The organism is Sulfidibacter corallicola (genome assembly GCF_017498545.1).
Lineage (GTDB): Bacteria > Acidobacteriota > Holophagae > Acanthopleuribacterales > Acanthopleuribacteraceae > Sulfidibacter > Sulfidibacter corallicola.
On sequence record NZ_CP071793.1, the window covers coordinates 6,793,465 to 6,811,307 of the forward strand.

At 60.4% G+C, this 17,843-nt stretch carries 13 protein-coding genes; 3 read left to right on the plus strand and 10 right to left on the minus strand.

The window, feature by feature from the left end:
• Nucleotides 1–816: 816 nt before the first annotated feature.
• The 7 genes from J3U87_RS21090 to J3U87_RS21120 form a co-directional block, all read right to left on the minus strand.
• Nucleotides 817–2,463 (minus strand): DedA family protein, encoded by a 1,647-nt coding sequence (locus J3U87_RS21090; RefSeq protein WP_237377755.1) that lies wholly within the window; start codon nucleotides 2,461–2,463, stop codon nucleotides 817–819.
• A 56-nt stretch (nucleotides 2,464–2,519) separates the two neighbouring features.
• Nucleotides 2,520–2,987: a hypothetical protein gene (locus J3U87_RS21095; protein WP_237377756.1), complete on the minus strand. Its 468-nt coding sequence runs from the start codon at nucleotides 2,985–2,987 to the stop codon at nucleotides 2,520–2,522.
• A 192-nt stretch (nucleotides 2,988–3,179) separates the two neighbouring features.
• Nucleotides 3,180–4,373, minus strand: a complete 1,194-nt coding sequence (gene thiI, locus J3U87_RS21100; protein ID WP_237377757.1) for a tRNA uracil 4-sulfurtransferase ThiI — start codon at nucleotides 4,371–4,373, stop codon at nucleotides 3,180–3,182.
• Between the two features lie 232 nt (nucleotides 4,374–4,605).
• Entirely contained in the window at nucleotides 4,606–6,318 is a 1,713-nt protein-coding gene (locus J3U87_RS21105) for a penicillin-binding transpeptidase domain-containing protein (protein ID WP_237377758.1), read from the minus strand.
• 527 nt (nucleotides 6,319–6,845) lie between these two features.
• Nucleotides 6,846–8,291 (minus strand): TrkH family potassium uptake protein, encoded by a 1,446-nt coding sequence (locus J3U87_RS21110; protein WP_237377759.1) that lies wholly within the window; start codon nucleotides 8,289–8,291, stop codon nucleotides 6,846–6,848.
• On the minus strand, nucleotides 8,288–9,631 hold the full coding sequence (gene trkA, locus J3U87_RS21115) for a Trk system potassium transporter TrkA (RefSeq protein WP_237377760.1): 1,344 nt from the start codon (nucleotides 9,629–9,631) through the stop codon (nucleotides 8,288–8,290). The genes J3U87_RS21110 and trkA overlap by 4 nt, the downstream gene beginning before the upstream one ends.
• A 259-nt stretch (nucleotides 9,632–9,890) precedes the next feature.
• Nucleotides 9,891–10,421: an O-acetyl-ADP-ribose deacetylase gene (locus tag J3U87_RS21120; protein ID WP_237377761.1), complete on the minus strand. Its 531-nt coding sequence runs from the start codon at nucleotides 10,419–10,421 to the stop codon at nucleotides 9,891–9,893.
• Nucleotides 10,422–10,895: 474 nt separating this feature from the next.
• Here J3U87_RS21120 and kbl point away from each other — a divergent pair, with 474 nt between their 5' ends.
• Complete coding sequence (gene kbl, locus J3U87_RS21125) at nucleotides 10,896–12,083, plus strand: glycine C-acetyltransferase (RefSeq protein WP_237377762.1); 1,188 nt, start codon at nucleotides 10,896–10,898, stop codon at nucleotides 12,081–12,083.
• Between the two features lie 195 nt (nucleotides 12,084–12,278).
• Nucleotides 12,279–12,605, plus strand: coding sequence for an HNH endonuclease (locus tag J3U87_RS21130; RefSeq protein ID WP_237377763.1), 327 nt, complete (start codon nucleotides 12,279–12,281; stop codon nucleotides 12,603–12,605).
• Between the two features lie 8 nt (nucleotides 12,606–12,613).
• On the opposite strand, the gene J3U87_RS21135 is transcribed toward J3U87_RS21130, so the two are convergent.
• Nucleotides 12,614–13,327: a lysophospholipid acyltransferase family protein gene (locus tag J3U87_RS21135; RefSeq protein WP_237377764.1), complete on the minus strand. Its 714-nt coding sequence runs from the start codon at nucleotides 13,325–13,327 to the stop codon at nucleotides 12,614–12,616.
• Nucleotides 13,328–13,977: 650 nt separating this feature from the next.
• Here J3U87_RS21135 and J3U87_RS21140 point away from each other — a divergent pair.
• Complete coding sequence (locus J3U87_RS21140) at nucleotides 13,978–14,751, plus strand: RNA methyltransferase (RefSeq protein WP_237377765.1); 774 nt, start codon at nucleotides 13,978–13,980, stop codon at nucleotides 14,749–14,751.
• A 211-nt stretch (nucleotides 14,752–14,962) separates the two neighbouring features.
• On the opposite strand, the gene J3U87_RS21145 is transcribed toward J3U87_RS21140, so the two are convergent.
• Together J3U87_RS21145 and J3U87_RS21150 are read right to left on the minus strand one after the other, a co-directional pair.
• Nucleotides 14,963–15,454, minus strand: coding sequence for a hypothetical protein (locus tag J3U87_RS21145; protein ID WP_237377766.1), 492 nt, complete (start codon nucleotides 15,452–15,454; stop codon nucleotides 14,963–14,965).
• Between the two features lie 401 nt (nucleotides 15,455–15,855).
• Nucleotides 15,856–17,841: a methyl-accepting chemotaxis protein gene (locus tag J3U87_RS21150; protein WP_237377767.1), complete on the minus strand. Its 1,986-nt coding sequence runs from the start codon at nucleotides 17,839–17,841 to the stop codon at nucleotides 15,856–15,858.
• Nucleotides 17,842–17,843: the final 2 nt, after the last annotated feature.

A 17,843-nucleotide genomic window follows, 5' to 3' on the forward strand; every position in this document is an offset into this window, starting at 1 on the left:
AAACGACGCGAAGCGACCCGATTCGGGGAACCCGCATGCGCGTAAGAGACATAAAGCCTGTAGGTGGAGCAGCTTGCTCCACCAATCGAAGGGATCTGGCGTGGATCGGAATCGATCATGGAGAGATTTGGAGGCTCGACTTGTCTGCTCCGCTTTTTAATCACTCGATTTTGGGAAGTGTGGGCCGCTTCGAAAAGTCGGCCGAGCCGGCTTACCTACAGCCGCGCCGATCCTCGCAGCATGCGGGAACTCCTCAGAGGGGTGACTTCGAAGAGTACATCCGGCGGATGTACCTACCGGGCACGACGAATCTCTGGGGATTCGGGAACTCCTCGCTTGGGCCGCTTCGAAAAGTTGGCAGGGCCGGCCCTCATTGCATGCGGGAACTCCTCAGAGGGGTGACTTCGAAGAGTACATCCGGCGGATGTACCTACCGGGCACGACGAATATCTGGGGATTCGGGAACTCCTCGCTTGGGCCGCTACGAAAAGTTGGCAGGGCCGACCCTCATTGCATGCGGGAACTCCTCAGAGGGGTGACTTCGAAGAGTACATCCGGCGGATGTACCTACCGGGCACGACGAATATCTGGGGATTCGGGAACTCCTCGCTTGGGCCGCTACGAAAAGTTGGCAGGGCCGACCCTCGCAGCATGCGGGAACTCCTCAGAGGGGTGACTTCGAAAAGTACATCCGGCGGATGTACCTACCGGGCACGACGAATCTCTCGGCATGCGGGAACTCCGAGGCGGTATGGGGATCGGTGCCTGACGTTCGCCGCCGGCGGTGTTCCTTCGACGCCGCGATGGGGGAAGCGTTCAGTCCACCTTGGGGTGGGCCTGGGCGGTGCGCCAATAATCGCGGATACCCTTCAAGAAGGTGCGCAACTTCATGCGCGGGGTTCCCTTGCGGGCGTTCTGTCGGCCGATTTCCCAGAGATACCGGTAGTGCCGGAACAGCGACCGATAGGCGAACAGCAGGCCGTGGCGGTGATCGTACATGTGCGAGGGTTCGCCCGTGGCACCGTTGAGCTCGATGATCTTGAAGGCGCGGCCCTTGCGAAAGTCCTCCAGGTTCTCGGCTCGGATGTCGTAGCGCCCGATGAAGAAACCCGGCATGGATTGTGAGATGGTGTCGATCCGCGCCTCGAGTTCGGGCGTCAGCAAACGGGTGCTGTCGTTGAACACGGTGCCCAGGCAGTGGTTGCCGGAATTGACGAGCTGGATCACTTCGCCTGCCGGCAGTTTGCGTTCGAGGCTCCGTCGAAAGCGATTCATATAGATGTGGATGCGTCCCAGCCCCGACGGATTGCGCAGGATCAATTCCTCGAGCGACTGATTGCCGTCACCGGCGGCGATGGGGAACTCCTTGCCCGTGAGGCCCAGAACCCTGCCGTTCGATTCGTTGGGCAACCGCACGTAGTAGACGCCGAATTCGTAGGGGCCCGGCTGAAACTCCTGGGCCTGGATCAAGGCCGGGTAGGCGCCGAAATATTCGCGCGCCTCCTCGGTACTCTTGATGCGCCGCACGCCGGATCCACGTTGGCCCATGTCGGGTTTCAATATCAGCGGGTAGGACAGCGACTGGGACGCCATCCACGATGCCAGCTTCGACAGCCGATCTTCGACCGGACCCGGTTCGATGCCGATCCAGCGCACGAAAAAAGGATCCTGATCCTCGAAGGCGCCCATGATGCGGCATTTCGATTCACCGACGAAGCCGCTGTAGTCGATACCCGGGTTGGAAAGGAGCGGCAGGGTCAGCGCGCGGAAACGCAGCATCAGCCACAAGTTGTAAAAGAACACGGGAAAGTACAGCACCAGGATCGGCCAGAATTCCCAGCGAAAGATGCGGTGGACGCGGGACTTGACGCGGCGACGGACCTTCCAGTCGCTGAACATCATGACCAGGCGCAGCAGGAGGAACATGGTCAGGATGCCGGTGATCATCACGGGAATCTGGTATTTCTCGCTGAAGACCATCAGGGAAAGCAATTGCTCGCCGAACATCCAGGCCAGCAGCACCAGCAGTGGGGTCCAGACCGCGACCGCCACGGCCGAAGCCAGCAAAAAGTACTTGGCGCGCGAACCCAGCAGACCGGCCGCAAAGTACGTGGGCAGTCGAGTTCCCGGAATGAAACGGCAGACGATGACCACCATCATGCCGTTTTTGGCGAACCAGTCTTCGCATTGGTGGACTTTTTCCTCGGGAAGCAGATTGCGCAGAACGGGTAGCTTGAGCGCGGGTCGACCCAACACCAGGCCCGCCAGATAGAGCAAGCCGTCGCCGACAAAAATGCCCAGGAAACAACCGACGACCGCCACGACCGGGCTGATCGACCCCTGGGCGACCCAAATCCCCGCGCTGATCGTGGTCAAGTCTTCCGAAATGAGGGTGGAAGTGGCCAAGATGAAGATCTTCAGCCAGTCGGGAGCTTCAACGAGCCGGTCAAGCCATGGTTGCAATTGGGTTTGCCTCGAAAAAAGGATTCATGGGACGGAAGCCCGGGTCGGGGACCTGCTTAAAATGGGAAACCGCGCCGGAAAAGCAACGGCGGTTCGGGGCGATAATCTGCAAATTTTCTGGGGAAGAGCCGCCAAGCCCGAGGGGTCAGCAGCGTTAAGAGGACACCGGCCAAACAATATTGAAGGACTTGTTCGTTGAGGGTGGGCTCCAACATCATCTCGAGAAACTTGATGCGGTCTCCCAGGTACATGAAGGACAACGGACAGTAGATCACCAGCATGAACCAGAAGCCGCGATAGCGATTGACGAGGCATTGGAGCGCGAACACCAGGCCGGTCGCGGTGAAAAACAGCTCGCGATATTTGACACGTGGCGGCTCGTCCATCAAGGGAACCAGGCCCTGGGCCCAAACGAACGCGAACACCAGAAAAAAGGCGGCGAGCAGAATTCGCAGGGATTCCGGCTTGAAACGACCGCTGCTCCGCGCGACGGATTGTGTTGGGGATGCCTTTGGTTCGGACACGACTACCTCATCGTTCATGCGCTTTTTCGGAAACGCCGCGGTGGAACCGCCGTATTCCGGGCCCTTCGATGTCGGGAACGCCGACCGCGATGGGGGGCTGACGATTGACCGTTGCGGGACTGAAAGAGCATACGGTTTGATTTCGCGAAAAGTCAACTATCGCGACATTTCTTAGCCGCCGGGCGGCCTGGGTCAGGTGGATTCCGCGATGGGAAAGCGGGCCTCGATGGCGAGGGCTTCGGTGTGCTCGACCGCCTCGGCCACCAGGGCCTCGATATCCAGCTTCCGTTCCTCGCGGTGGACGACCTTGAGTGAGGCGCGGGTGACCGGCTCTTTGGGAGAGAACAGCGAGCAACAATCTTCAAAGGGTTGAATGGAAATGGGGTAGGCACTCATGTGTTCGCTGATGCGAATGATTTCGGTCTTGTCCATGCCGATGAGCGGGCGCAGGATGGGCAGGGGCACGCCTTCGTTGATGGCGGTGATGTTTTCGATCGTCTGGGAAGCGACCTGGCCGAGACTCTCGCCGGTCACGATCGATTGTCCGTTGACCTTTTCCAATAGGGCGACCGCCACCCGCATCATGAACCGGCGGGTCAGGACCACCATGTACTTGTCCAGGCATTCGGCCCGCAAGGTTTTCATGAGTGCCGTGAAGTTCACGACGTAGAGCGTCAGGCCGTTTTGGTAGCGGGCCAGGACATTGGCCAGGTCGACGACCTTTTCGCGGGCCGCCTCCACCGTGAAGGGGGGCGTGTGGAAGTAGATCGCGTCGATGCTGCCGCCTCGCTTTTGAATGAGATGGCCGGCCACCGGCGAGTCGATGCCGCCGCTGAGCAGCAGGCCGTGTTTGGTCTTGCCGTTGACCGGCAGACCGCCCAGCCCTGGCCAGGTATCCAGGTAGAGCCACGTTTCCTTGAGCTCGATCGAGACGGTCAACGGCAGGTCCGGGTGTTTCAAATCGACCTTCAGGTCGAGGCCCTGATCGAGAAGGAACCCGGCCAGTTCCAGTTGCAGATCCATCGAGTTCATCGGATAGCGCTTGTTGGCGCGCCGGCCGCGTACGGCGAAGGTCTTGTCGCTGTTGCAGTGGGGCGCCATCAACTCCCAGGCCTTTTCCTTGATGACCTCGATGTCGTGGCCGACGATCCAGATCGGACTGATGCCCGAAAGGCCGAACACCGTGCTCAGTGCCTTGCGCACGTCCTCCGGCTCGGCTTCGGTCCGCAGCAGAACCTTTTTATGTCGCTTCTCCAGCTTGCCGCCGAGGTGCTTGACGCGGGGTTTGACGATTTTGATCAAATCGTCCACGAATCGGTCCTGATTGCGACCCTTGAGGGCCAGCTCGCCAAATCGCAACACGTAGGCGCTGGGTTTGTCGGACATGAAAGGCTCCTTGAACTGGGACACCGGCGCTCGTTCGCCGGGATTGCCGCTGGCTGCGGTCCTTGCGGGGCGGATCCCCACCGTCGGGAAGCGACGCGGGTGATCCTAGATGATCGTTTCGACCCGAATGGCGATTCGGGTTAGCGTCGGATGGCGCGCCCGGCCGATATCGCCGTGCGGCCCGAACGACCCGGTCGCCGTTCCCTGGAGGAGCGGCGATCCGTGGTTCGATTCAGTTCTCCAGGTAGGCGGGAGCCAGGGCGCGGATTTGCTCCTGCAGGCTCTTGGCGACGCGGGCGCCGTTGATTTCGCATTTTCCACCTTTGTGAAGGTAGAAGGCGAACACCACCTTGGGGTTGTTCAGGGGGAACATGCCGACCATGATGCTGTTGAAGGGGCGGTCGCCGGCGGTTCCGGTTTTCATCGCGGCCTTGACGAAGTCGACGCGGGCCCGGCGGGCCGTGCCGCGCGGCTCCTGCAGGGCGGCCTCCATGGAGGCCTGGAGTTTTTCGGCGGTTGCGGCGGAGAAGGCCGATGTAACATCGCTCGACTCGATTTCGCGGTAGATCTGACCTTCCAGGTTGGCGAACGAATCCAGCATTTGCGGGGTCGGAATCTTGCCGCCGTTGGCGACGGCCGCCGGGATCTTGACCAATCCCAGGACGGTGGTCTCCAACGAGTCCAGGCCAATGGCGATGCGGCCCAATTCGTAGGCGTTCTCCGGGTCGTGACTGACGCGGCCCGGTGTCGCTCTCTTCAGCATGTTGGGCACTTCGCGGTCGTCGAACAGCAGGGAGAACCCCTTGCTCAACTCGGGCCAGCCCAACTCGATGCCCATTTGCGCGAACATCAGGTTGCACGACACCGCCATGCCTTCTTCCACCGAGTTCAGGTCGCCCTGGGTGGTCCAATCGTAGAACAGGCGCCCGCCGATTTTCATGTTGCCGGGATAGTTTTTCGGTGCGAACGGCGTCACGTCGCCGTCCTCCTCGAGGAAGATGCCGTAGGTCAGAACCTTGATGACGGAACCTGGCTCGAAGGTGGTCGTCAACGGGTCGAGGCCTTCGCTGCCATAGGCGGCGAGCACTTCGCCCGTGTCCGGTTGGAGCATGACCATGGTGCCGTTGTAGCCCTTCATCGCTTGGAAGGCGGCCTTCTGCAGATTCAGGTCGAGGGTGCTCTTGATCAGGCTCAGCCGCTCGTCGGTGGAGAGATCGGCGATCGGCGACGCCTCGCCGTTGGGGTCGCCCCAACCGGCGAACAGCTTCGGTGAATCGAAGGCGTAACTTTCCTCGGTAACCTGGTAATTCAGGATCGGGTTGCCGTTGCGATCGACCCAGACCGGGATCTCGTCTTCTTTTTCATAATGGTGGATCAGCTCCGAGAGCTTGGCGAACCGCGGCGTCTCTTTCAGTTTTTGCGGGGTTTTGTCCAGGTAGGAACGGGCTTCGCGAATGTTGCGGTTTCCCAGCGAAAGTGCGCTGAACAGCAGGTAGTAGTCACTCAGTTGGTCCGCTTCCTTCCAGCTCAGCAGGAAGTCGCGGTAGATGCGGCCGCGCTCGTAGGCGCCGCGCGTGTAGAACTTCTCGAGGATCAGGGCCGGATCTCCGCCGGTGCCCGAGGGCTTCTTTTCCAGCACGATCTTGAAATGCGATCGCGCGCTCTCGAGATCCTCGTGGAGCAGGTCGATCACGCCCAGGCCGTCTTGGCCGAGACCTTTGCTGAAGGGGAGACCACTGACGCGTTGGAAGTAGGTGCGGGCTTCGTCGAGGTTGTCGACGGCCAGGGCTTCGTTCGCCTTGACCAGGTTGATTTGAATGAACTTGCGATAACTGAAATAGCCGATGCCCGCGATCACCAGGGCCAAAATCAAAAAGCGCAGGCCGCGGCGGCTTTCGTTTCCGTATCCGCGTCTGCTGTAACCGATCCTTCTGCGCAAAACCATGAAGTGTATCGTCCCCGTCAGGTATGTATTTAAATGATCTCCCGACCATGCCTCATCGCGGCGGAACCGGCGATGGGCCCGGTCACATTCGATGTGGATTGCCGAAATAGGGCGTGCCCGGCACCGCGAAACCGCCATCGGGTCGGCTGGGTTTGGGTACGCGCCTAAAGCCAGCGATCCGAAGGGATTCGTTCCGCCTGAATCGTTCCCATCCGAATCTTAGATCTGCGAGGCGCGTGCCGGGTCCGATCTAACGCCTTGGTTTCGGTCGAACTCCTCCCGACACGAGGTGCGACCCAGGCCATGCCGCGAAACGCGAACGGACGACCTGCTGCACGCGCCTTGTGGGGCACCCTCGCGCAAACCGAATCAGCGTAACACAAAAGTGTTGAGGCTCGCCAGAACGGCGCCAACCCGTGGAGGGAGTGTCGATTATTGATTGGATTTACATGGTGCTTCGTGTTTTCGGAGGTGCGGCATATTTGCCCTGGCCCCGAGGCTCGATGGGCATGCTCGACCACGCGTGTTCAGCGCTGCCAGGTTTGCGGCAGAAACAGGATGAGCAGCGAAAAGATTTCGAGCCGGCCCATGATCATGCACAGGCTGAGAATCCAGATGCCGGGCGTGGGAATGCTCGAAAAGTTCTCGGTCGGCCCCACGTCGCCCAGGCCCGGTCCGATGTTGCTGACGCACGACAGGCTGGCCGTGAAGCTGGTCAGGACGTCCACGCCGTACAGCGAGAGGAAGAACGAGGCCAGCAGGATGATGAAGATGTAGACCATGCCCAGGCTGAGAATGTTCTGGATCACCTCGCGCTTGACGCGTTTGCCGTCGATCTTGATGACGAACACGCCCGAGGGGTGAAGCTGTTGGTTGAGCGCGATTTTCAGGTATTTGGTGAGCAGCAGGATCCGCACGACCTTCATGCCGCCGCCGGTACTGCCGGCACAGCCGCCGACCAGCATCAGGGCCAGCAGGACGACGTGCGTGATCGGCTTCCACTGTTCGAAATCGGCCGTGCCGTAGCCGGTGGTCGTGATGATGCTGACCACCTGGAACAGGCTCTCGCGGAAATTCTGTTCCACCGGGATTTGGGTGTCCAATCTCGAGAAGTAGATGATGAAGGTCGCCGCGAAGATGATGAACAGGTAGAACCGCAGCTCCGAAGTCTGCAGGTAGGATTTGGGTTCACCGCTCAGGGCCCGGTAGTGAAGCGCGAAACTGATCCCGCAGATCAGCATGAAAAAGATGATGATGTACTGGATCAACGGCGAGTGGAAATGGGCGATCGAGGCGTTGTAGGTGGAGAAACCGCCGGTGGCCACGGTGCCGAAGGTATGGCAGGCGGCGTCGTACAGGTTCATGCCGGCGAGCCACAGCAGCAGGAAGCAGAGCAGGGAAACCAGCAGGTAGACGCCCCACAGCAGTTTGGCGGTCTGTTGGATGCGCGGTTCCAGCTTGTCCTTGGTGGGTCCCGGTGATTCGGCCTTGTAGAGCTGCATGCCGCCCAATCCCAGGTAGGGCAGGATGGCGACGGAGAGCACGATGATGCCCATGCCGCCCAACCAGTGGAGAAAGCTGCGCCAGAAGAGAATGCCCTTGGGCAGGGATTCGATTTCGTTCAGGATGGTCGAGCCGGTGGTCGTCAGTCCGGAGGCCGATTCGAAGAAGGCCATGGCGAAGTTGGGAATCGAGCCGGACAGCATGAAGGGCAGCGAGCCCACCAGCGACGCCACCAGCCAACTGAAGCCCACGATGCCGAAGCCTTCCTTCAGGCCCAGCTCGCCTTCGCGGGGCTTGTACTGCTTGAAGCAGGCCGCACCGGCGACGATGGCGATCATGGAGCTGACCCCGATCCACATGGCCACTCGCTCCTCTTCGTAGGCGAGCGATACGAACATGCTCAGAAGCATGCTCAGGCCCATGAAAATGGAGATGATGCCGACGAGGCTGAGGACCAGGCGAATCTTCATTGAAACAACTCTTCCAACCGGCGCTTGCTGGTGTGGCCCGCGATGACCACCACGCGATCGTGTTCCAGGATCTGGGTGTGGCCCGTGGGGATGAAGATTTCGCGTCCCCGCACGATCATGGCGAACAGTACCTCGGGCAGGGCGGGCAGGTCCTTCAGCGGCGTGTTCAGCAACTTGCATCGCGGTGTGGCCGTGAATTCGATGACTTCGGCCTCGTTGCCCTTCAGGGTGGTGACCGAAAGGATGTTGCCTCGACGCACGTATTTGAGGATGGTGTCCACGATCGCCAGACGCGAGGACACCGCCGTGTTCACGCCGACCTGGTTGACCAGCGGCACGTATTCCAGCTTCTCCAGCAGGGCGATGACGATCGGCACGTGTTTGCTGCGGGCGATCAGGCCCGAGAGCAGGTTTTCTTCGTCATCGCGCGTCAGAGCCAAAAAGGCGTCGGCCTCGCCGATACCTTCCAGGTCCCACATCTCCACATTGGTGGGCTCGCCCTGAATGATCAGGGTCTGATCCAGCTCTTCGGCCAGGTGTTCGGCGGTTTCTTCGTCGTTTTCGATGAGCGTGGCACGGATTCGCTGCTTTTCCAGCATCTTGCAGAGGTAGACCGCGACCTTCGAACCGCCCAGGATCATGACCCGCTTGACCTGCTTGCGCTTTTGGCCGCAGAACTCGTACACGTCGTCCAGCGAACTGCGCAGGCAGAAGATGAACACCTGATCGCCGGTTTCCAATCGGGTTTGACCGGTGGGAATCAGGGTGCGGCCGCGACGCGAAATGGAACCGATCAAAAAGTAGTCACGGTCCTGCTTCAGCATGATCTCCGAAAGCGTCTCACCGACGCAGGGCGCACCCGGTTCCACCTTCAGGCCGACCATGATGCCCTCGCCGCCACCGAACTCGGCCACGTCCGAGGCGCCCGGCACGGCCAGCAGGTTGCGGATTTGGAGCGCGCATTCGAATTCGGGGTTGACCAACAGGTCCACGCCCAAGTCGTCCTCGCTGAGCCAGTTGTCCAGCAGGTAGTAATCCATGTTGCTGACGCGGGCGATCTTGAAGGGAACCTTGGACTTGCAGGCGGTCAGGGAGGCGACGATGTTGATTTCGTCCTGATTGGTCAGGGCCATCATCAGGTCGCAGTTTTCGATGCCCGCCGATTGAAGCGTCTTGGGCGAGGCGCCGTTTCCCTGGATCACCAGGATGTCCAACGCATCCTGGAGCCGCTGCATGCGTTCCTTGTTTTCTTCGATGACGGTGACGTCGTGGTGTTCTTTGGAGAGTTGATCGGCCAGATGGGAGCCCACGGCGCCCGCGCCGACAATGATGATTCTCAAGCCTGCCTCTCAGCGCAATGTAGGGTGTTCGAATTCGATCGGGAATGCTGTGCTCGATGGTCCGGCGTGCGCCGCGATCTCGGCCGTTTCGAGGGGAGACGCCGTCGAAACGGGTGCGGAGCACATGGGTTGGACGCGCGTGATGGCACCACATTACGCCAATCAGGGACAAGATACAAGCCGCCGAAGTGGTGAATTCGCTCTGGTTTACCGCCGGCGGCGGCCCGTACTCGTGCAGGTCGAACGGCGCTGGTCCCGGTCAGGTGGTGTCGGTTCGCGATGCCAGTTCCTTCCGATACACCTCGAGGCTCTCGGCATCGAAACACACCAGGTAGACCTTGGCGATCGAGCTCGGTCGCTCCAGAAAGGCGACGATCTCGGTTAGCGCGATATTGGCCGCGTCTTCCTTGGGGTATCGGTACACGCCGGTACTGATGGCCGGAAAGGCGATGGTGGTTGCGCCCAGTTCGGCCGCCCGGGTCAGCGAGTTGCGGTAACAGGAAGCCAGCAAGGCGGCTTCGTTCTTGTGGCCGCCCTTCCAGATCGGGCCCACGGTGTGAACGACCCAACGGGCCGGGAGATCGTAGCCTCCGGTGGCTTTGGCCTCGCCGGTGGGGCAGCCGCCCAGCGTGCGGCATTCGGCCAGCAGTTGCGGCCCCGCGCCGCGGTGAATGGCACCGTCCACGCCGCCGCCGCCCAGCAGGGAACTGTTGGCGGCATTGACGATGGCGTCTACCTCGAGACGGGTGATATCACCCTGGTGAAGCTCGATGTGGTCGTAGATGGACATCCGGGGTACCTCGTGACGCGTGAATTTCGGTGGAAACCGAGCTCATTATACCCGGCTCGCTGCCGGTGGCCCCACCGCTTCGGCGCGACTCGATCGGGCCTCGCCTGCGGGCGTCGCGCCCGGCCATTCGACCTTCAGGCAACCTTTGACCGGGACTTCCCTTCCGTGGTCTAATTTCTCCGGTTTAGCTTTCGTCTTCGCCCGGCTGCACTGCGGCTCCGGCCTCGCTGACGGCGGGCATGTCGATTCCCGCGTCCGGTTTCGGGTGTCTCTGGTCGAACCTCTTCCGGGTTCGACGTCCAGGTATCGCAAGTCAAAGGATTTCCGTGTGAGGATGAACATGGAATCCCAATGTGAACGGCGCGACGGGGGATCTTCGCCCGATACCTGATACCCGAAGATCGGAATCGCGGTCGTTGGCTCAATTTGAATAGCGTGAACGCGTTCGAGCACGTGTTCCGGAAGGAAGAGGATATGTACGGAAAGTCTCAGGAAGTCTTCGATCAAACACTGGAGGAGATTCGCAACGCCGGCCTGTACAAAAGCGAGCGAATCATCACCACCCCGCAAAGTCGCGCCATTCGCACCGGTGCGGAACCCGTGCTGAACTTTTGCGCCAACAACTATCTCGGCCTGGCCGACAATGCCGATCTGATCGAAGCCGCCAAGGTGGGACTCGATAGCCACGGCTTCGGCCTGTCCTCGGTGCGATTCATCTGCGGGACGCAGGACATCCACAAGCAGTTGGAAGCCCGGATTTCGGATTTCCTCGGCATGGAGGACACGATCCTCTATTCTTCCTGTTTCGACGCCAATGCGGGCCTGTTCGAAACCCTGCTCGGTCCCGAGGACGCCATCATCTCCGACCAGTTGAACCACGCCAGCATCATCGACGGCGTTCGCCTCTGCAAGGCCCGTCGATTCCGCTACGCCAACAGCGACATGGCCGACCTCGAACGTTGCCTGAAGGAAGCGTCCGGCCAGCGAATGCGCATGATCACCACCGACGGCGTCTTCTCGATGGACGGTTACATCGCCAAGCTCGATCAGATCTGCGATCTGGCGGAAAAATACGATGCGCTGGTACACGTGGACGATTCCCACGCGACCGGCTTCGTGGGCAAGACCGGCCGCGGCTCGCACGAGCACAACGGCGTCATGGGCCGCGTCGACATCATCACCTCGACCCTGGGCAAGGCGCTCGGCGGCGCATCCGGCGGTTTCACCGCGGCTCACGGGTCGATCGTCGACCTGCTGCGCCAGCGTTCGCGCCCCTACCTGTTTTCCAACACTTTGGCCCCGCCCCTGGTTCAGGCGGGCATCAAGGCCTTCGAGATGCTCTCCGCGACCACCGAATTGCGCGATCGCCTCGAAGCGAATACCAGCCACTTCCGGGAAGGTATGAAGCAGGCCGGTTTGACGGTGCTCGAAGGGGTTCACCCGATCGTGCCGATCATGCTGGGTGACGCCCGGCTCGCTTCCGGGATGGCCGACAAGCTACTCGAGGAAGGGATCTACGTCATCGGCTTCAGCTATCCGGTCGTGCCGAAAGGCCAGGCCCGGATTCGGGTTCAGATCTCGGCCGGGCACACCACCGAGGATTTGGATCGGGCCATCGCGGCCTTCACCAAGGTGGGCAAGGAAATGGGCGTCGTGAGCTGAACGGCCGCATATCCGTGAAGGACGCGAAGGCCACCGGTCTTCGCGTCTCGTCCCGGTGCGCTCCGATGTGCCTCCGCAGGGCCATTCCCAGGGCCCTGGACGGCGCGCTCGTCACCGGGGGCTTCGATCGCCCTCGCGATTGTGGTTCAATAGATGGCGGGGCATCGCCGATCGCGGTGCATCCGGGAGGTACCGTTGGATTTTTTCGTGCCCATGGCAGACGAGGCCACGTTGAAGCGCGAGCGGCAAAAAGCGCGCGAACTACGCAAGAGCGATTGGTGGACGAACCAGGTCGGCCGCGGCTTTTGCTATTACTGCGAAGCGGCCGTGGCGCCTTCCGAGCTCACCATGGACCACAAGACTCCGGTGATTCGCGGTGGGCGTTCCACCAAGAACAACCTGGTGCCGGCCTGCAAACCCTGTAACAACGAGAAAAAGCACATGGTGCTCGGCGAGTGGATTCGCCTACGGGAAGAGGAAGGCCGGCCGCTGGCCTGTGCCAAGAACGATCTCTACTACTGAGCCGCCGCTCAGGCTGGATGGCTGTCCGCGGTTTCGGGTGGTACCTGGCGGTGACTGGGCAGGCCGTCCCGAATGGCCACTTCCACCTTCGATTGGAAGCCCTTGCGATCGCCGACCGTGAACGATTTCGCCTCGACGGGCGGGTGAACCCGAACCCGTACGATTCCCTTGTGGGTCCAGAGATTGTTTCTACCGCAGACTTCCTGCGAGTTTTCGATGGTCACCGGCACGATATCGATCTGCTCCTGGATCGCCAGCAGGAAACCGCCTTTCTTGAAGGGCAGCAGGTGCCCGGTCTTGGTGCGCGTACCTTCGGGAAAGATGACCACGTGGATGCCGCTCTTGATCTTCTGGCCGGTCTTGCGCAGGCTGCCCACGGCTTTGGTGCGGTCGCCGCGATCGACGGGAATCATACCCATCAGCAGCATGGCCTGCCCTAAAAAGGGCACGTACATCAACGAGTGCTTGAAGAGAAAGCGGATGTGGACCGGCAGCGCGGCTACCAGGATCGGAATGTCGATCATGCTGGCGTGGTTGGCCATGTAGATCGAAGGCCGCGATGGGTCCACGTGTTCGAGGCCGGTGACTTCCAGCTTGATGCCGGACATCCAAAATACCGAGTTCGCCCAGAGGCGCAGGATGCGGCTCGGCATGTTGCGCCGCGAAAAGGGGACGACCAGCGCCACCACCAGCGAGAGAATACAGGTTATCGGTACAATCATCAGCCCCGCGACGAGGCTTCGTAGGTTGGGGGGTCCAGCCAACTTTTTCACACCCAAAACGCGTCATGCTCGACGGAACGAATTTCGGTGGTAGGGGGAATCGCCACCAGGCCGCGGGCCGAAACCCAGGTCCGCTCGTCGAGAGAGAATTTTCGAATTTGTCGGCCACGGTGAGGTTGGAGCCGCGAATCCGGTATCGGTCCGCGCGCCGCGCAGGGCAGCGCTTGGAGACCTCACTCCCCGAGAATTGTCGATCCCGGGATGAATCGAATGTGGCTCGAACGTTCCGTGGCCTGCAACCTGAAGTATGCGTCTCGGGTGGATGCGATGTACCGTGATGCGGATGCAGCGCGCCGCCCGGAAGCGCTCAAATCAAGTTCCGTGAGCCACGACCCGAGATTCCCGAGCGTTCCTCGGGAACACTCGCGTCCGCCGCATGAAAGCGACCGGAACTCGAGCATCCGCCAAAGGTGCACCGCTTCTGGTGGAAACCGGGGACGGGCGCTATCTTAACACGGGCCGCGCTCGAGCGTGACCGAGCTTACCTTGAAAATGGCGGGGTCGTGCTTGTCGCCTGCCGTCGGAGGGCCGGCGAGTCGGGTCTTTCCTTTGATCTCGCGAGGCGCTAGGCTTCTCTGGGAGGCTGACTTATGAACACCGACGCGTTGTACGTCCTCTTGCACCGGATCGAGGGACCGGTCAATTTGGGTGCCGTGTGTCGCGCCATGGCCAATACGGGTTTTGCCAACCTACGCTTCACGGGCCCCTTGGATGCACAGAGCGAGGATGCGCGCAAATTCGCCGTCCACGCCCTGCCGTTGCTGGAATCGGGCGGGAAGTGTCGCGATTTTGCCGAACTGATTCGCGGACTGGACCTGATCGTCGGCTTTACACCGCGGTCACCTTGGGCGGATGGGCGCGATTTGGATCTGCCGCGTGCACGGGCGCGAGTCGACACCGCCTTGGCCGAGGGCAAAAAGGTGGGGCTGCTGTTCGGCAACGAGGCGGAGGGTCTGACCAACCGCGATTTGGCGCTTTGTGACGTGCGCGTCGCCTTGCCCGCCCATGCCGATTACGTGAGCATGAACCTCTCCCAGGCGGTGTTGATCGCGCTTTGGGAACTGACGCGCGCACGTGCGGAACCCATCGCGGATCACCCGGTGGTACCCGATCTGGCCGATCCCTTGGAGAAAGAGGCCTTGTTGTACAAGGTACGGCTCTTTTTGGATCGCATGGAGTTCCTGGATCCCCAGCATCCCGACCGGCTTTGGCGCGAAGTGGCGCCCATTTTCAAAACCCGCGATTGGAGCCGGCGCGAAATGCAGCTCCTGTTGGCCATCTTTTCCAAGGGGGCCAGGCGATACGAAGCGCTGCAGCGCAAATTGGGAGAGGACGCGCCTCCCGAAGGGGATGGTGTGGGTTAGATCGATGTCTATCCCGAAACAACGGTATATTGAAATGGTTCCTCGAAATCGGCCGGTTCTCAATTCGAGCTGGCATCGGCCGTCAGGTATCAGGTGTTGCCTGATACCCAATGGCCAAGTGCTTTGCCGATGCCGGACGCCTGAGAGCTGATACCGAGCCCATCCAGCCCGACCACCTTGGGATCGCAATCATTCCGTTTGCGGATGAGCACTAGAGTAGCGGCAGGCCGTGGTAGTTGGAGAAGATGAAATAGGTCGGCGCTTCCTCTTTGCCGGCCCTGCCACAGATATAGGTTCCGCCCTTCAGATAGGTTTGCAGGTAAACGGGAGGCGGCGCTTCCCAATTGACGTCCGAGAAGCGGATCGGAAATTTGACACCGGTGGGATTCGGCGTGTGGAAATACAGTGCGTTGTCGTTTTCCGGGCTTTCGTCGACGGTGATCCAGGTCTGAAAGGGGCCGTCGTAGTCCGTCACCTGGACCAGGACCCGGTTGTACGCCAAAAACAGGCTTTCGACCTTCTCCTGCAGAAACTCGCCGGGACCGAACGGTGTGGACGGTTGCCACTGCCATAGATCGAAGGTGCGCCCCGGGCTCAGATCCATCTGGAATTCCGCTGCCTCGGAAAGCATCTTCTTGACTAGGCGCTTTTTGCCGCGAATTTTCTTGCGGTTCTTTTCGCTGGAAGCCACGCCACCCTTCATGCAATCACCTCATGCCTCGCTCGATCCGAGCGCAACGATCACGGCTTCTCCGATCCATCCAACCCGTCGAAAAACGCGGACCGGAGAAAAAGCCAAGGCTGTATTTTAGCAACTCCGCAATGTTTGCCAATCAAAAACCAAATTCGAGACCGCGACACGAGGCGGAGATTGGGGCAGAACTGTCTGGCGGAGCAGCTTTTGAGGTGATGTGAGGGGTTCGCCAAAGGAGGGGAAATCGCGACGAAGGGAACCGCATTGCGGAGCGGGGAAGGCCGGCGATCATCGCCGCGTACCGAGTGGGGCCGAGGTGGTGCGATGCAGGTCGACCACCACTCGATTCGCCATGGCCCCTATCCGCAAAACGCGAACGAGGTCGAGGACGCGATGGAAACTGGGTGCGGTCAATTCGCTCCTTCGAGCGATTCGTTCTTCTTCTTGGCTTCGGATTCCTGAGATCCGTCCAGCTTGAACTTGCTGGTGATGGCCAACATCGACTGGGCGGCGTCGCTCAAGTCGGCCACGGAACTGGTGCTGCTTCCCAAGGCCGTCACCATCTCGGCGGAAGAGCTCTTGGCTTCTTCGGACTTCTCCGCGAGCAGTTTCGAGTGCTCGAGGATTTCCCGGGTGACGCCGAGCACGCTCGAAGCCTGCTTGAAGGCTTCCTGGCAGGCGTCGCGCACTTCGATGGAGACCTCCAGCGAGGCCTGCACGGACTGGCTGATGGCCTCCGATTCGGTACTGGTATTGTCCAGGTTGCGGTGGATCTCCTGAACGGTCGAGGCCTGCTCTTCGATGGTGGCGACGATCCCGGTGTTGATCGAACTCACCTCGTTCATCACGGTGGCGATCTGGTCGTTGGCTTCGATCACCGTGTTGGTGCTCTGTTGGATCTCCGAGACGCGATTGGCGATCTGTTGCACCGCTTGGGCCGTTTGCTTGGCCAGGTCCTTGACTTCGTTGGCGACGACCGCAAAGCCCTTGCCCGCTTCGCCGGCACTGGCCGCCTCGATCGTGGCGTTCAGGGCCAGCAGGTTGGTCTGCTTGGAGATCGCGTCGATGATCGATACGAAATCGCTGATGTTGCGGGCGTGTTCGTCGAGAACCTTGACGCTTTCGCTGGCCTTTTTCGATAGTTCGGTGGCGTCCGTCGTGGTGCGGGCGCAGTGTTCCATGTTGCGCGAGATTTCCTGCAGCGTGGCCGACAGTTCTTCGACGGCGGTCGCCACTTCGGCGAGGTTGCGGCTCGCCGACTGAACCGACGTGGCCACCTCGGAAATGTTGGAGGACATCTTTTCCGAACCGGATGCCACCTTCTCCATTTCCGAGTGGGAGGTCTCCGTGCCCAGGTTGATGTTGTCGATGCCCTGTTGCAGGGAGTCGCCCACCTGGGCGACCGCGTGGAAGGTGCTGTCGGTACGGTCGACGTTCTGGTGCAGCAGGCCGATGTTGTTGTTCAGGTTGGCGAGCTGGGTGTTGAGCAGGTGGCTCGTCCTGTCCATGCGGCCGATCAAATCGTTGAGCTTGCTCACGAAGGTGTTGAACCACTTGCACAGGTCGCCGATTTCGTCCTGGGTGCTGGCCTTGAGCCGCACGCTCAAATCGCCTTCACCTTCGGCGATGTCCTTGATGATATCGACCACGTCGTTGATCGGGCTGACGATGTAGTTCCCCAGCAGGATCCCGATGACGACGGCCAAGATACATCCTCCGATGACTATAAATAAGGATGTGAATCGATATCGACCGATGATGCCGTCGATGCGCTCCAGGCTGTATACCAGAAAGACCTGGGCGCTGGCGTCCACCGAGCCCTCGTCGAACGCCGCACTTCCGAACACCAGGTGATTGCTGCCCTGGATGTCCAGATCGTCCATGTGGAGGTTGCTGGAAAATCCGTAGTCGGTGTTGTTGGTGATCGCCTTGGCGAATGTGAGGAAATCCGCCTCGGTGGCGGTCTTGACGGGAATGGAGTTCTCGCCGTTCTGAAAGCGGACATTGGTTTTCTGAAGGTAATCGAGCAATTTCTTTTGCTCGGTTTCGAGCGCCTCGGGAGTCATCACGTCTCCCGTGCTGCTCGAGGCGCGATAGGTCCAGGTCTCCGCACCGCTGTCGTAGACGAGCAGGCCGACCAGATCCGAGCCCCTCAATCGCGTGCTCATGCTCTTTTCCACCGCTTCCGTGTCACCCATGATCAAGTTCAGCGTTATCTCGTTGATAAAGCTGGATGTATCGCTCTCGATACGGGTCAGGAACTCATTGAAAAGATTGCGCTGGAAAAGGTAATCCGTCACGAAGGCGAAAACGATCGACAAAACCGCGACCAACGTTAGGAAGCCGCCCCAAATCTTGGTCTTGATTCGGATATTGAGTAAGCTCTTCACCGCCATGC

What these genes read in the sequence shown, in the direction of transcription:
- thiI (WP_237377757.1), bottom strand. Translation starts at nt 4,373, where the DNA reads ATGTCCGACAAACCCAGCGCCTACGTGTTGCGATTTGGCGAGCTGGCC.
- J3U87_RS21105 (WP_237377758.1), bottom strand. Translation starts at nt 6,318, where the DNA reads ATGGTTTTGCGCAGAAGGATCGGTTACAGCAGACGCGGATACGGAAAC.
- J3U87_RS21110 (WP_237377759.1), bottom strand. Translation starts at nt 8,291, where the DNA reads ATGAAGATTCGCCTGGTCCTCAGCCTCGTCGGCATCATCTCCATTTTC.
- J3U87_RS21120 (WP_237377761.1), bottom strand. Translation starts at nt 10,421, where the DNA reads ATGTCCATCTACGACCACATCGAGCTTCACCAGGGTGATATCACCCGT.
- kbl (WP_237377762.1), top strand. Translation starts at nt 10,896, where the DNA reads ATGTACGGAAAGTCTCAGGAAGTCTTCGATCAAACACTGGAGGAGATT.
- J3U87_RS21135 (WP_237377764.1), bottom strand. Translation starts at nt 13,327, where the DNA reads ATGATTGTACCGATAACCTGTATTCTCTCGCTGGTGGTGGCGCTGGTC.
- J3U87_RS21140 (WP_237377765.1), top strand. Translation starts at nt 13,978, where the DNA reads ATGAACACCGACGCGTTGTACGTCCTCTTGCACCGGATCGAGGGACCG.
- J3U87_RS21145 (WP_237377766.1), bottom strand. Translation starts at nt 15,454, where the DNA reads ATGAAGGGTGGCGTGGCTTCCAGCGAAAAGAACCGCAAGAAAATTCGC.
- J3U87_RS21150 (WP_237377767.1), bottom strand. Translation starts at nt 17,841, where the DNA reads ATGGCGGTGAAGAGCTTACTCAATATCCGAATCAAGACCAAGATTTGG.